Genomic DNA, 13287 nt, shown 5'->3' with positions numbered 1-13287 from the left:
GGTGCGGAACGCTCAGGCGCCGGTGATGACTGGATGCCCGCCTTCGCGGGCATGACGAGAGACTTTCGAAGGGGACGACAATGAACCAGCCCGCATCCGCCTATTTCATCGAGGATCGCCACGATCCCAACGAGACGCACACGCTTGCGGTGCTCGTGCAGAACGAGCCGGGCGTGCTCGCGCGCGTCATCGGCCTGTTCTCCGGTCGCGGCTACAACATCGAGAGCCTTACGGTCTCGGAGACCGAGGCCCAGAAGCATCTGTCGCGCATCACCATCGTCACCACGGGCACGCCGATGGTGATCGAGCAGATCAAGCACCAGCTCGATCGCATGATCCCGGTCTACCGCGTCGTCGACATGACCCTGACGAAGCGTTCGATCGAGCGCGAGCTGGCCATGGTGAAGGTGCGCGGGCAGGGCGAGCACCGGGTCGAGGCGCTCAGGTTGGCGGATGCGTTCCGCGCCCGCGTGATCGACGCCACCACCGAGAGCTTTGTGTTCGAGATCACAGGCAATACGGACAAGATCAATCAATTTATCGACCTGATGCGCCCGCTCGGCCTTGTTGAGGTGTCGCGTACCGGCGTCGCCGCGATCGGTCGCGGACCTGAGGGGATGTGAGCCATGTTGGCGCGCGACTGGTACTACAACGAGCGGAACCGGATGGGGATCGAGCCCGCTGTGGCATCGATCTACGACAGCCATGACGATGCCGATCTGCGGGCGCGCGCCGCGCTGAAAATGCTCGGTGTGCAGCGCGGCTGGCGTATCGCCGATATCGGCTGCGGCAACGGCGTGCTCGCCACCGAAGCCGCGCTGATGGGCGCAGAGGTCGACGCCATCGACATCTCGCCGGCGATGCTGGCGCTCGCCGAGATCTACGCCCGCGACCGCAAGGCCCCGGTGCGCACCCAGTCGGCGGGCCTGCTCAGTTTCGCCTACCGGCCGGCCTCCTATGACCTGATCGTCAGCGAGTTCACGCTGCACCATCTGCCGGATTTCTGGAAGGCGGTGGCGATGTCGCGGATCTATCGCGCGCTGAAGCCGGGTGCGAGCTTCTACCTGCGCGACATCGTCTACACCGCGATGCCCGACGCGGTCGAGCGTGACGTCGAGCAATGGGCCGACTTCCAGATCAAGAACCACGATTTCGCGCGGGAGAGCGTGGTGACGCATATGCGCGACGAATATTCCACCTTCGGCTGGGTGATGGAGCGGATGCTGGCCGACGTCGGCTTCATGCTGGTCTCGGCCGACTACCATGCACCCATGCACGGCACGTATCTGCTGCGCAAACCGAAAGCCGGCGAGCAAGGCTAGAGCTGTGAGAGCAGGCTGTCACTACAACATAGCTGCGCTCCCTCCCCCGCTTGCGGGGGAGGGCTGGGGAGAGGGTGTCTCCACAAGCGAGAACGCTCCAGAGGAGAAAGCCCTCACCCGGCGCTTCGCGCCGACCTCTCCCGCAAGCGGGAGAGGTTAAGGGGGGTGGAATGAAGCCCGCCGACATCCTCATCGCCGTCACGGTGGCGACCATCTGGGGACTTGCCTTCGTGGCAAGCCGGATCGCGCTCGACGAGCTGTCGCCGGAGTTGATGACGGCGCTACGCTTCACCATTGCCGCGGTGCCGTGCCTGTTCGTTCGCAAGCCGAAGGTCGCCTGGTCGCTGCTGCTGGCGATCAGCTTCACGCTGTTCCTCGGCCAGTTCCTGTCGCAGGCCTACGGCATCGCCCATGGCGTGCCGGTCGGCTTGACCAGCGTGGTCGTGCAGAGTCAGGCGCTGTTCACCATCGGCTTTGCCGCGCTGGCGTTCGGCGAGCGGCCGACGCCGCTGCAGACGCTGGGCATCGTCGTTGCCGCAGCGGGCCTGCTGATGATCTGCGGCACCGTTGGCTATGATTTCAGCGTCGCGGCCTTCGCGGTGCTGATGATCTCGCCGCTCAGCTTTGCCGTCGGCAATCTCCTGCTGCGCAGCGCCCGCGGCGTGCCGATGTTCGACCTGTTCGCCTGGCTATGTCTCGCCGCGGCGGTGCCGCTGTTCGCGCTGGCGCTGATCGCCAATGGGCCGGCGCCGACCTGGACGTCGCTGACCCACCTATCGCTGACGTCGGCGCTCTGCATGCTGATGCTCGGCGGCATCTCCACCAGCATCGCCTATTGGCTGTGGGGCCGCCTGCTGCGCGACTATCCCGCCGCGCAAGTGGTGCCGTTCGCGCTGCTGGTGCCGTTCGTCGGCTCGGCCGCCTCCAGCATCGTGTTCGGCGAGCGGTTCGGACCGTTGCGCCTCGCCGGCATGCTGACCGTGATCGGCGGCATCGCTGTGATGGTGCTGGCGAAGCGCCCGCAAGTCCCGCCGAAGACCGCGTGAGGTGAATGTGACCTACTCGCTGTTCTACGCCTTCCTCGCCTTCATGGTGGTGATGTACTTCACCCCGGGGCCGAACAACATCATGCTGTTGTCCTCCGGCCTGACCTACGGCTTCCGGCGCACGATCCCGCATATCGTCGGCATCGTCATCGGCTTCGCCTTCATGATCGCAGCCGTCGGCCTCGGGCTCGGCACCGTGTTCCTGGCCTATCCGATCCTCCAGACCATCCTGAAATATGCCGGCGCCGCCTACCTGATTTACCTGGCCGCCGTGATCGCCATGTCCGGCCCGGCGAAGCCGGGCGAGGAGAAGGCCCGCGGCCCGATGACCTTCTGGGGCGCGGCGATGTTCCAGTGGATCAACGCCAAGGGCTGGGTGATCGTGATCGGCACCATCACCGCCTATACCGCGATCGCCCAATTCCCGCTCAACATCGCCATCCAGACCGTGATCAGCCTCGTCGTCGGCACGGTCTCGACCGTGGTCTGGGCCCTGTTCGGCACCGCGCTACGGCCGGTCCTGACCTCCGAGCGGCTGGTCCGCGCCTTCAACATCCTCATGGCGGTCCTGCTGCTCGCTTCCCTCTACCCCGTTTTCATGGATGCATGATGTCGCGGATTTCCATGCAGAAACGGGTTTCCCTCAGGGCTGAAAATGCTCTAGACAGCCCCCGAAATCCGCAAATTTCACCCTTCGGACACTGACCATTGGCCGATTTTTGGCCCTGAACGAGGAAACGACCATGCGTGTTTACTACGATCGCGACGCCGACCTGAACCTGATCAAGGGCAAGAAGGTCGCCATCGTCGGCTATGGCAGCCAGGGCCACGCCCATGCGCTCAACCTGAAGGATTCCGGCGTCAAGGAAGTCGCCATTGCGCTGCGCAAGGGTTCGGCCTCGGCCAAGAAGGCGGAGAACGCCGGCTTCAAGGTGATGGAAGTCGCCGAAGCCGCCAAATGGGCCGACCTCGTCATGATGCTGACGCCGGACGAGCTCCAGGGCGACATCTACCGCGAGCACCTGCACGACAACATGAAGAAGGGCGCCGCCCTCGTGTTCGCGCACGGCCTCAACGTCCATTTCAACCTGCTCGATCCGCGCGCCGACCTCGACGTGCTGATGATCGCGCCGAAGGGCCCCGGCCACACCGTCCGCTCGGAATATCAGCGCGGCGGCGGCGTGCCCTGCCTGATCGCGATCGCCAAGGACGTCTCGGGCAACGCCCATGACCTCGGCCTGTCCTATGCTTCCGCCATCGGCGGCGGCCGCGCCGGCATCATCGAGACCACCTTCAAGGAAGAGTGCGAGACCGACCTGTTCGGCGAGCAGGTCGTGCTCTGCGGCGGCCTGGTCGAGTTGATCAAGGGCGGCTACGAGACCCTGGTCGAAGCCGGCTATGCCCCGGAGATGGCCTATTTCGAATGCCTGCACGAAGTGAAGCTGATCGTCGACCTGATCTACGAAGGCGGCATCGCCAACATGAACTACTCGATCTCCAACACCGCCGAATATGGCGAGTACGTCACCGGCCCGCGCATCATCACCGACGAGACCAAGAAGGAGATGCGTAAGGTTCTGGCCGACATCCAGGGCGGCAAGTTCGCTCGCGACTGGATGCTCGAGAACAAGGTCAACCAGACCTCGTTCAAGGCGACCCGCGCCAAGCTCGCCCAGCACCCGATCGAGGAAGTCGGCGCCAAGCTCCGCGACATGATGCCCTGGATCAAGAAGGGCGCGCTGGTCGACAAGAGCAAGAACTAAGTCGTCGTTCCCCGGACGCAGCGCATCACGCAGTGGTGCGCTGCTGATCCGGGGTCTATCGTTCGGCTCTGGGTCCCGGCTCCGCGGCGCATCGCTTACGCGTTGCGCCTTGTCCGGGACACGAGTGACCACGAGCTTCGCGCGCCAAACCAAATTTTAAATCTTCGGGGCTATGATCGAGCGAGATCGCAAACAGTGATCTCGCTCTTTCCATCCCGCGCGAAGCATTGCTGCTTCATTCAAACTCTTCGCGAGTTGACGCGCAGCTTGGACGCGAAGAACTGACGTTTAACCACATTCTTGGCATCGCGTCGTATCTCGCACTTTCTCGCGGCGTTCCAAACATCAAAACCTCTGCGTCTTCAGTGGCAAGGATTCGGCTCTTCATCTGCATTCTCATCTCGCGTCCACTGAGGGCCAGGCCGTTGCATACCGGCCGAGCGCATCGCCGAAATCGCGCCCGAGGCGCTGACCGCGGCGGGTCCCCAAGGTGCGCCATCAGATCACGCCGGAGCCGATGCGCCACCTGATCGGGGCCGTGCTGCCGAAGCGGACGCTCGAGCCACGCGGTCCGGGTGGCTGCCGCGTGTTGATTGATGCTGCGCTGCAACTTGCGGCGGAGGCAGTCGAAGTCTCGTCCGTGAGGCGGCGCTCTCCGGAGCTGGCGCGCGACAACGCCGAGCCGGTCGCGCTGACCGGGCGGAGGCTGACTGACGCCGCAGAGCAGGGCCTTCTGCGGTCGGCCGACCTCAAGCGCATCCAGATCGCCGGCCGCGCCCTGGTCTACGGTTTTGCTCGGATGAATCTCGACGGCCACCTTCCACGTTGGCGCGTGGAGGAGAATGAAGTCGAGCGGGTGGCGGAAGGGGTGCTCGACCTGTTCATCGCGGGCGTTGCAAAGCCGTAGCAGCTTCGCCGCTCGCTAACATTAAGCGAAGGTCGGGCCGCCCCGCGCGTTGCCTGTCCTTGACCATTCCGTTACAGTTTTATGACACGGTGCAGGCTTCCGGCTGCGCCGGACGCCCTGACCCGTCGGTCAGACGTGTCATCGGGCCGGACTTGAAGTTCAGCGTATTGTCGATGGCGTCCGCGCCCAATCCAGGTCCTTCTGCCACGACTGCCGTGCTGGCGAGCGTCGCCGCGCTCGGCATCTGGCGCCTGCTCGCGGTTGCAGCGCCGCATCTCGCTGCGCTCGCCCTGATGTACGAGACCGAGACCGATTTCGGCTCGCGCCTGTCCTTTGCGCTCGCCTGGGGCCTCCTTAATTTTTTCTGGATCACGCTGCTGCGGCGGCCGGCGCTCTCGGGCGCATTGTCGCTGACCATGGTCGTCGTGCTGGTGCTGCTGTCGCAGCTCAAGCACGAGGTCGTGCAGATGACGGTCAACTTCATCGACCTGATGATGATCGACCGCGACACCGTCGCGTTCCTGTTCACGATCTTCCCGAACTTGCGCTGGTCGGTGATTCTGGCCGGCCTGGTCACGCTGCCGTTGATGTATTCGCTGTGGTGGCTCGACCCTTTCCGCGTCCGCCGCCTGCCGGCGCTGGCCTGCAAGCTCGCCTGCCTCGCCGGGCTTGTCGGGTATTCGCTCTACCATCCGGATGAAGCCTGGCGCAGCTATTACGACGACGGCTATCTCTCGAAATTCTTCCGCTCGGGCGTCAGCGCGGTGTCGGATTTCGCGCAGTACGGCCTCATGGAGGCGGCCGCTTCGACCAGTGAACGGCTCAACATGCCGCTGGTCGATGCCTGCCATCCCGCCGGCCGCCGTCCCAACATCATCATGATCCATGATGAATCGAGTTTCGACATCCGCGCGGCGCAGGGCATCAAGGTGCCGCAGGGCTATGGCAGCCACTTCACGTCCTGGGACGGCAAGCAGCGCACGTTCCTGGCCGAGAGCAATGGCGGACCGAGCTGGTTCACTGAATACAACGTGCTCGCGGGGCTTTCCTCTCGCTCGTTCGGACGCTTCGCCTATTTCGTGACGCGCATTGCCTCGAGCCGGGTTGAGCGCGGCCTGCCGCTGGCGCTGCGCCGCTGCGGCTACGAGACGCTGTCGCTCTATCCCGCCAATGGCGGCTTCATGGGCGCGCGCAGCTTCCAGATGACGACCGGCATCGAGCGCTTTCTCGATTCGAAGGACCTCGGCGCGAAGGATGTCGAACCCGACAGCTTCTTCTACGACAAGGCGCTCCAGCTGATGGGCCTGCAGCCGCCGAACAAGCCGCTGTTCACCTTCATCTATCTCGGCGCCAATCATTTCCCCTGGGAGACGCGCTTCCGCCCCGACCTGCTGCCGACCTGGCGCGCGCCGGGCAATGCGCCGACGATCGACGAATATCTGCGCCGGCAGGCCATGAGCGCCGAGCAGTACAAGGCCTTCGTCGCCGGGCTGAAGAAGAAATTTCCGGGCGAGCCCTTCCTGATCGTGCGCTACGGCGATCACCAGCCGGAATTCGCACCGCAGATCCTCGAGCCCGGGCTCGACGAGGGCGCTCTCGGCAAGAAGCTGGACAATTACGATCCGCGTCTCTACGCGACCTATTATGCGATCGACGCCGTCAATTTCGAGCCGGTGAAGAGCGCGGCCGTGATGGACACGATCGACGGCCCCTATCTGCCGCTGGTGATCCAGGAAGCCGCCGGCATCCCGCTCGACCCGTCCTTCGCCGAGCAGAAGGAGATCATGCTCCGCTGCAAGGGCATCTTCTACGGCTGCAAGGACGGCGCCGAGGCGCGGCGACTGAACCGGCTGCTGATCGACGCGGGGATGATCAGAGGACTGTAGCCGTCCTCATTGCCCCCCAATCTTCCCCCACAGCCACTTCGCCACCGCATCCGGCGACGAGTTCGCATCGTTGCCGCTGGCGCGCAAATTGGCTTCGCGCATGGTGGTGATGTCGATCTTGCCGAGCAGCGGCCGCAGCGCCGCCTGCAACCGCTCGTCACCGGCGCGTTTCGGCGCGAGCAGCAGGATCGCGTCGTAGGGCGGGATGGCGTGCCTGATATCGTCGAGCGCGACGAGATCGTACTTCGCGATCAGGCCGTCACTGGTGTAGCCGGCGATCACGTCGACCTCGCCGCTGGCGGCGGCCGCATACATGAAATCCGGCTGCATCTGGCGTTGGGTGCGGAACGAAAGGCCGTAGGCCTTTTGCAGGGCCGCCCATTCGGGCCGCGAGAAGAATTCGTAGTCGCCGGCAATCGACATCGTCGATGCGTGTGCGGCGAGATCGGTGATGGTGCGGATGCCGAGCGCCTCGGCGCGTTTCCTCGGCATCACCAGCGCGTAGGCGTTCTCGAAGCCGAGGTCGCCGAGCAGGGTGATGTTGTCCCTGGCGAGCGCCGCCTTGAGTTCCGTGAGCAGCTCGGTTCGGGGCTTGATATCGGTGCGATGCAGCTGGTTGGCCCAAAGCGTGCCGGAATAGTCGACATAGAGATCGATGTCGCCGGCCTTCAGCGCTTCGAAGATCACGCTCGAACCGAGGCTCGAGCGCGCCGTCGCGGACAGGCCGGCGGCCTGGAGACGGTCTCTGAGCAGCGCTGACAGCACATATTGCTCGGCAAACGTCTTGGCGCCGACGACGTAGCCCTGCGAGGAGCGGCCCATCGTCGGCACCAATGTTGCGGCAAGGAGAGCTGCGATCCCGACGCAGCCGAGCGCTGCTCGCAGGCGGCTGCGACGGCGCAGACCGTTCTCGATCAGGCCAAGCAGTTGATCGACGGCGAGCGCGAGCAGGGCCGAGGCCAGGCAGCCGAACAGCACGAACACCCAGTTCTGGGTCTGGAGCCCGGCAAAGATGTAATTGCCGAGGCTGGTCTGCCCGATCGGGGTCGACAGCGTCGCGGTGCCGATCACCCAGACTGCGGCGGTGCGGATGCCCGCCATCATCACCGGCAGCGCCAACGGCAGCTCGACCATGAGCAGCGACTGGCGCCCGGTCATGCCGACGCCCTTGGCAGCTTCGATCAGCGCGGGATCGATGCCGTTGAGCCCGGTGATGCCGTTGCGCAGCACCGGCAGCATGGAATAGAGCGCCAGCGCCAGCATCGCCGGCAGGAAGCCGAACGCGGAGAAGGAAACGCCGAACCAGGCCAGCGCGACCGAGGCCGCCGCGAGCAGCAGCGGATAGAACAGCGCAAGCAGCGCCAGTCCAGGCACGGTCTGCACGATGCTGGCGAACGCGAGCAGAATGCCGCGCGGCGCCGGGCGATTGCGCGTGAGGATCGCCAATGGCAGGCTGACGGCGAGACCGAGCGCCAGTGCGGCAAGGCTAACCTGCACATGGTTGCCGAGATAGTCGGGCAGATGCGCCAGCGCCTCGCCCCAGCGTGGATCAGCGAGGAGGCTCATGCCGCACCGCTCTGCGGCAACAGCGCATTCAGCCGCTCGGCCTGGCGCCGCGGCGTGCGCAGCAGCTCCAGCACGTAGTCGTCGCCGCTCTTGGCGAGCTCATTGGGCGTACCCTGCGCGAGCAGCTGTCCGCCGCGCATCACTGCGATGCGGTCGGCGAGCAGAATCGCCTCCGTCATGTCATGGGTGATCATCACGGTGGTCAGCCCGAGCTTGCGATGCAGCGAGCGATAGTCGTCGCCGAGCGCATCGCGGGTGAGGGGATCGAGCGCGCCGAAGGGCTCGTCCATCAGCACGATGCGAGGCCTTGCCGCAAGCGCCCGCGCGACGCCGACGCGCTGGCGCTGGCCGCCGGAGAGCGCTTCCGGCAGACGGTCGCGATGCGCGGCACGGTCGAGCTGCACCAGCTCGAGTAGCTCGTCGACACGCGCCGCGATATCCGCCGCCGACACACCCAGCAGTTTCGGTGTGATCCCGATATTGTCAGCGACGCTCAAATGCGGGAACAGCCCGCCGCTCTGAAAGACGTAGCCGATCCGCCGCCGCAGCGCGACCGGATCGACATTTCTCACGTCCTCGCCCTCGACGGTGATGGTGCCGCCGTCGGCCTCGATCAGCCGGTTGGTGAGCCGCAGCAGCGTGGTCTTGCCCGAGCCCGAGCCGCCGACGATCGCCACAAACTCGCCCTCGGCCACGTCGAGCGATACATCGTTCAGAGCCCTAAGGGAGCCGAAGCTCTTGGTGACGTGCTGGTAGCTGATCGCCAGCTGGGAGGGCATCGCAGGTCAACTCGCTTCTTTCTTACCCTCCCCTGGAGGGGGAAGGTCGATCGCGCGTAGCGCGAGCGGGGTAGGGTGATCTCTCCACGCGGGCACCGCTTCTGTAGAGAGACTGTCACCCCACCCCGTCTCACATTTCGCTGCGCTCATGTGAGCCGACCCTTCCCCTCCAGGGGAGGGTAAGAGCGCGGCAGCGCGGTATGCGTAGCACGCTTGGCGCCTTGATTGAACTTGGCCGCGCGAGCGGCTAAGGCATCGGCCTGAATTCGGAGGAAGCACATGACGACGCCCACGGCAGTGGCGCTGGAAGATGCCAAGGTCGCGTTCCGCCTCGGGGACGGGCGGGTCTATACGGCGGTGGAGAAGGCCCATCTCACGGTCGCCCAGGGCGAGTTCGTCGCCATCGTCGGCCCGACCGGCTGTGGGAAATCGACGCTGCTCAACGTTGCGGCCGGGCTGCTGAAGCCCGCGGCCGGCAGCGTCCAGATTTTCGGCCGGCCGCTGGCGGGGCTGAACCGGGATGCCGGCTACCTGTTCCAGGCCGACGCGCTGTTCCCGTGGAAGACCGCGCTCGACAATGTCGCGATCGGGCTCGAGATCAAGGGCGCGCCGCGCGGCGAAGCGCTGCCGCAAGCGCAAAAATGGCTGACCTCCGTCGGCCTCGGCGCCTTTGCGGGCCGCTATCCGCACATGCTCTCCGGCGGCCAGCGCAAGCGTGTGGCGCTGGCGCAGGTGCTGATCCGCGATCCAAAAATCCTGCTCATGGATGAGCCGTTCGGGCCACTCGATGCGCAGACCCGCCAGGTCATGGGCAACCTGCTGCTCGATTTGTGGAACGCCGACCGCAAGGCTGTGCTGTTCGTGACCCATGATCTGGAAGAGGCGATCGCGCTCGCCGATCGTGTCGTGATCATGTCGGCCGGGCCGTCCTCGCGCATCATCGGCGACTGGCGCGTGAGCCTGCCGCGCCCGCGCGACATCTTCGAGGTGCGGCTCGACAAGGAGTTTCACTCACTGCATCGCGAGATCTGGAGCGTGCTCAAGGACGAGGTGATGAAGGGCTACGCGCAATCCACGCAAGCGGCGGAGGCGGTCTGATGTCGCGCGTGACGCTGCTGGCGTTGCAGATCCTGGTCGCCATCGTTTGCCTCGCACTGTGGCAATTGCTCGCCACCGTGCCGGTCTTCGGCAAGATCCTGTTGCCGCCGTTCTTCTTCTCCAATCCAGTCGACGTGTTCAGCCAGATCGTGAAATGGTTCTCGTCCGGCGTGATCTGGAAGCATCTCGGCATCACATTGGCGGAATCGATCCTCGCCTTCGTGATCGGATCGCTCGGCGGCGTGCTGGTCGGCTTCTGGTTCGCGCGCCAGCCGCTGGTCGCTGCGGTGTTCGATCCCTACGTGAAGATGGTCAACGCGCTGCCGCGCGTCGTGCTGGCGCCGATCTTCGCGCTGTGGCTCGGGCTCGGCATCTGGTCCAAGGTCGCGCTCGGCGTCACGCTGGTGTTCTTCATCGTGTTCTTCAACGTCTATCAGGGTGTGAAAGAGGTCAGCCGCACCGTGCTCGACAACGGCCGTATGCTCGGCATGAGCGAGCGGCAGTTGATGCAGCACGTCTATTGGCCTTCGGCGCTGTCGTGGATGTTCTCCTCGCTGCACACTTCCGTCGGCTTCGCCGTGGTCGGCGCCGTCGTCGGCGAGTATCTGGGATCGGCGGCGGGGCTCGGCTATCTGATCCAGCAGGCCGAGGGCGTGTTCGACGTTGCCGGTGTGTTCGCCGGCATGTTCGTGCTCTCGGCCTTCGTCATCCTGATCGACTACGGCGTCACGCTGGTGGAGCGGCGGCTGCTGGTATGGCGGCCGACCGCGCCGGACGGGCGTGGTTAAGCCGCCTCGTTGCGCGCTGACATTTATGTGATCGGCAGGCCGGAATAGAACGCGCGGCCGCGCGTCAAACCCCCATGCGACCACCCGCATGGGAGTTCTTGATGTACCCGTCACAGTTTCGCTGCGCCGTAGCGGCGCTCTCAGCCAGATGTCGATGGCCCAGGTCCGGCCTCGGCGCGGCGTTCCTCGCCGCGCGCATTCTCGTCGCGTTCGCGGTGCCTCCGCTCGCGTTCGCGCATGAGTCCCATCCGGCCAGCCCGCCGGCCGCGCCGAGCACGGAGGAACGGGCCTTTCTGGAAGAAAATGAAGCCGCCATGACCAAGATGATGAACGACATGGCGGTCAAGCCGACCGGCGACGTCGATCGCGACTTCGTCGCAATGATGAATCCGCATCATCAGGGCGCGATCGACATGGCAGTCATCGAATTGCGCTATGGCAAGAACGAGCAGCTGCGGCGCATCGCCCAGGAAATCATTGTCGACCAGATGCAGGAGATCGCGGCCATGAAGCTCGCCATAGGCGAGCCGGCCACGGACACCGCACCTGCTCCGACGCAACCGGCATCCGCTCCGGTGGCCAACGTTCATCATCATTCGGGCATGCAGATGGATATGCCCGCCGGAATGAAGAAGTAGGAGCTACATACATGAACACATCGAAATGCAGGGTTGTGAGAAGCATTTTCCTGGCCGCCACGATGCTTGCTGGCGGATCCGCTGCATGGGCGGGGCAGGCACCGGGCGCGCTGTCCGCCCCCGACATTCCGATCAGCCACCACGACCGCGTTTACGCCGCAGAACAATTCTCGAATACGGTTTCGGTCACCGACCCCGTCGACAACAAGCTGCTTGGCGTGATCCGGCTGGGCGACCCGCAACCCGGCAATTTTAGCCCGCTCTACAAGGGCCAGGTCCTCGTGCACGGCATGGGCTTCTCGCCGGATCACAAGACGCTCGCCGTGGTCTCGATCGGTTCGAACTCCGTGAGTTTCATCGATACCGCGACCAACGCGGTCAAGCACGTGACCTACGTCGGGAGGTCGCCACACGAGGCGTTCTACACGCCGGACGGCAAGGAGGTGTGGGTCACCGTCCGCGGCGAAAACTACATCTCCGTCATCGACCCGACCAGCTTCAAGGAGAAAACCCGCATCACGACCCCGAACGGGCCCGGCATGCAGATTTTCTCACCCGACGGCAAGTATGGCTACATCTGCTCGTCCTTCAATCCCGAGACCGACGTGGTCGCTGTTGCCGAGCACAAGATCATAGCGAGGGTGAAGCAGGAGAGCCCATTCTGCCCGAACATCGCGGCGACGCCGGATGGGAACCAAGTGTGGTTCACGCTGAAAGACGTGGGCCGGACCCAGGTGTTCAACGCGAGGCCGCCGTTCAATGCGATCAAGACCATCGAAACCGGCCCGATCACAAATCACGTCAACTTCGCGCATACGGCCAAGGGCACGTTTGCCTATGTCACTGTCGGTGGCCTGAACGAAGTGAAGGTGTTCCGCACCGACGACTTCTCGCAGGTCGCGACGATCCCGGTCGGTAGTCTTCCGCACGGTGTGTGGCCGTCCGGCGACGGGACTCGCATCTATGTCGGGCTGGAGAATGCCGACGCGCTTGCGGCTATCGATACGGCAACCAACAAGGTAATCGCCAACGTTCCGATCGGCCAGGCGCCGCAAGCGATCGCCTATGTCCCGAACGCCGCGCCTGACCCGGATGACCGCCAAAACCTGCAGGCTCTCGGCGTTGCCGGCCAGGTTGCTCATCTCGCGCTAGTGTCGAAGGGCGACGCAGGGGGCGGCAAGGCGCCGACCAGCGTGTCGTTGTTCGATCAAGGCTTGATACAGGTCCTGCAGGCTTCGGTGACGGGACTTCAGCCCAGGCAGAAATATGTGCTAGCGCTGGCGGACCATGGCGATGGAAGCGGCCCGCTGCAGCCATTGGCGGCGTTCATGACCAATCCAGCCGGATCGGCCATCGTCAACGCGGTGGGTCCGATCCGGCAGATCGTCGACCAGTCTGCCGCGGCTGCCAGGCGATATCTGGTGATTGCGTCCGGCGATGCGACCAAGCCGGGTGACGTCATTCAAATCGAGGCGCGATGACGTTCGGCGGGCA

General features: G+C 64.7%; 13 protein-coding genes. 11 read left to right on the top strand and 2 right to left on the bottom strand.

Annotated features, from left to right (window positions below):
- Positions 1 to 80: 80 nt before the first annotated feature.
- The 7 genes from ilvN to ABIA42_RS23055 all read left to right on the top strand — a co-directional run bounded on the left by ilvN (position 81) and on the right by ABIA42_RS23055 (position 6924).
- Complete coding sequence (ilvN, locus tag ABIA42_RS23085) at positions 81 to 623, top strand: acetolactate synthase small subunit (protein ID WP_061879307.1); 543 nt, start codon at positions 81 to 83, stop codon at positions 621 to 623.
- A gap of 3 nt (positions 624 to 626) precedes the next feature.
- Positions 627 to 1322, top strand: coding sequence for a class I SAM-dependent methyltransferase (locus ABIA42_RS23080; protein ID WP_271530812.1), 696 nt, complete (start codon positions 627 to 629; stop codon positions 1320 to 1322).
- Positions 1323 to 1492: 170 nt separating this feature from the next.
- Positions 1493 to 2368 (top strand): EamA family transporter, encoded by an 876-nt coding sequence (locus ABIA42_RS23075; protein WP_370120872.1) that lies wholly within the window; start codon positions 1493 to 1495, stop codon positions 2366 to 2368.
- A gap of 7 nt (positions 2369 to 2375) precedes the next feature.
- Positions 2376 to 2978, top strand: a complete 603-nt coding sequence (locus tag ABIA42_RS23070; RefSeq protein WP_271530810.1) for a LysE family translocator — start codon at positions 2376 to 2378, stop codon at positions 2976 to 2978.
- Between the two features lie 133 nt (positions 2979 to 3111).
- On the top strand, positions 3112 to 4131 hold the full coding sequence (gene ilvC / locus ABIA42_RS23065; RefSeq protein WP_257176015.1) for a ketol-acid reductoisomerase: 1020 nt from the start codon (positions 3112 to 3114) through the stop codon (positions 4129 to 4131).
- A gap of 517 nt (positions 4132 to 4648) precedes the next feature.
- Positions 4649 to 5038 carry a hypothetical protein gene (locus ABIA42_RS23060; RefSeq protein WP_370120876.1) on the top strand — a complete coding sequence of 130 codons (390 nt, stop codon included), beginning with the start codon at positions 4649 to 4651 and terminating at the stop codon, positions 5036 to 5038.
- A 173-nt stretch (positions 5039 to 5211) separates the two neighbouring features.
- Entirely contained in the window at positions 5212 to 6924 is a 1713-nt protein-coding gene (locus ABIA42_RS23055; RefSeq protein WP_271531170.1) for a sulfatase-like hydrolase/transferase, read from the top strand.
- A gap of 6 nt (positions 6925 to 6930) precedes the next feature.
- Here the strand turns inward: ABIA42_RS23055 and ABIA42_RS23050 are convergent, their stop codons facing one another.
- Both ABIA42_RS23050 and ABIA42_RS23045 read right to left on the bottom strand, forming a co-directional pair.
- The gene (locus ABIA42_RS23050) at positions 6931 to 8490 is read right to left on the bottom strand and encodes a glycine betaine ABC transporter substrate-binding protein (RefSeq protein WP_370120879.1); all 1560 of its coding nucleotides are present in this window, start codon (positions 8488 to 8490) and stop codon (positions 6931 to 6933) included.
- Positions 8487 to 9269: an ATP-binding cassette domain-containing protein gene (locus ABIA42_RS23045; RefSeq protein ID WP_370120882.1), complete on the bottom strand. Its 783-nt coding sequence runs from the start codon at positions 9267 to 9269 to the stop codon at positions 8487 to 8489. The genes ABIA42_RS23050 and ABIA42_RS23045 overlap by 4 nt, the downstream gene beginning before the upstream one ends.
- 279 nt (positions 9270 to 9548) lie before the next feature.
- On the opposite strand from ABIA42_RS23045, the gene ABIA42_RS23040 reads away from it, so the two are divergent.
- From ABIA42_RS23040 to ABIA42_RS23025, 4 genes are all read left to right on the top strand, one after another.
- Positions 9549 to 10367: an ABC transporter ATP-binding protein gene (locus ABIA42_RS23040; protein WP_370120885.1), complete on the top strand. Its 819-nt coding sequence runs from the start codon at positions 9549 to 9551 to the stop codon at positions 10365 to 10367.
- A complete protein-coding gene (locus ABIA42_RS23035) occupies positions 10367 to 11155 on the top strand; it encodes an ABC transporter permease (protein ID WP_370120888.1) in 789 nt (262 codons plus the stop codon). The genes ABIA42_RS23040 and ABIA42_RS23035 overlap by 1 nt, the downstream gene beginning before the upstream one ends.
- A 101-nt stretch (positions 11156 to 11256) precedes the next feature.
- The gene (locus ABIA42_RS23030; protein WP_370120891.1) at positions 11257 to 11793 is read left to right on the top strand and encodes a DUF305 domain-containing protein; all 537 of its coding nucleotides are present in this window, start codon (positions 11257 to 11259) and stop codon (positions 11791 to 11793) included.
- Between the two features lie 11 nt (positions 11794 to 11804).
- Positions 11805 to 13274 carry a YncE family protein gene (locus ABIA42_RS23025; protein WP_370120894.1) on the top strand — a complete coding sequence of 490 codons (1470 nt, stop codon included), beginning with the start codon at positions 11805 to 11807 and terminating at the stop codon, positions 13272 to 13274.
- Positions 13275 to 13287 lie beyond the last annotated feature (13 nt).

This window comes from Bradyrhizobium sp. USDA 327 (assembly GCF_041262065.1).
Classification (GTDB): domain Bacteria; phylum Pseudomonadota; class Alphaproteobacteria; order Rhizobiales; family Xanthobacteraceae; genus Bradyrhizobium; species Bradyrhizobium liaoningense.
The sequence above is the reverse complement of the archived record's forward strand: the minus strand, read 5'-3'. Positions and strand labels throughout refer to the sequence as shown.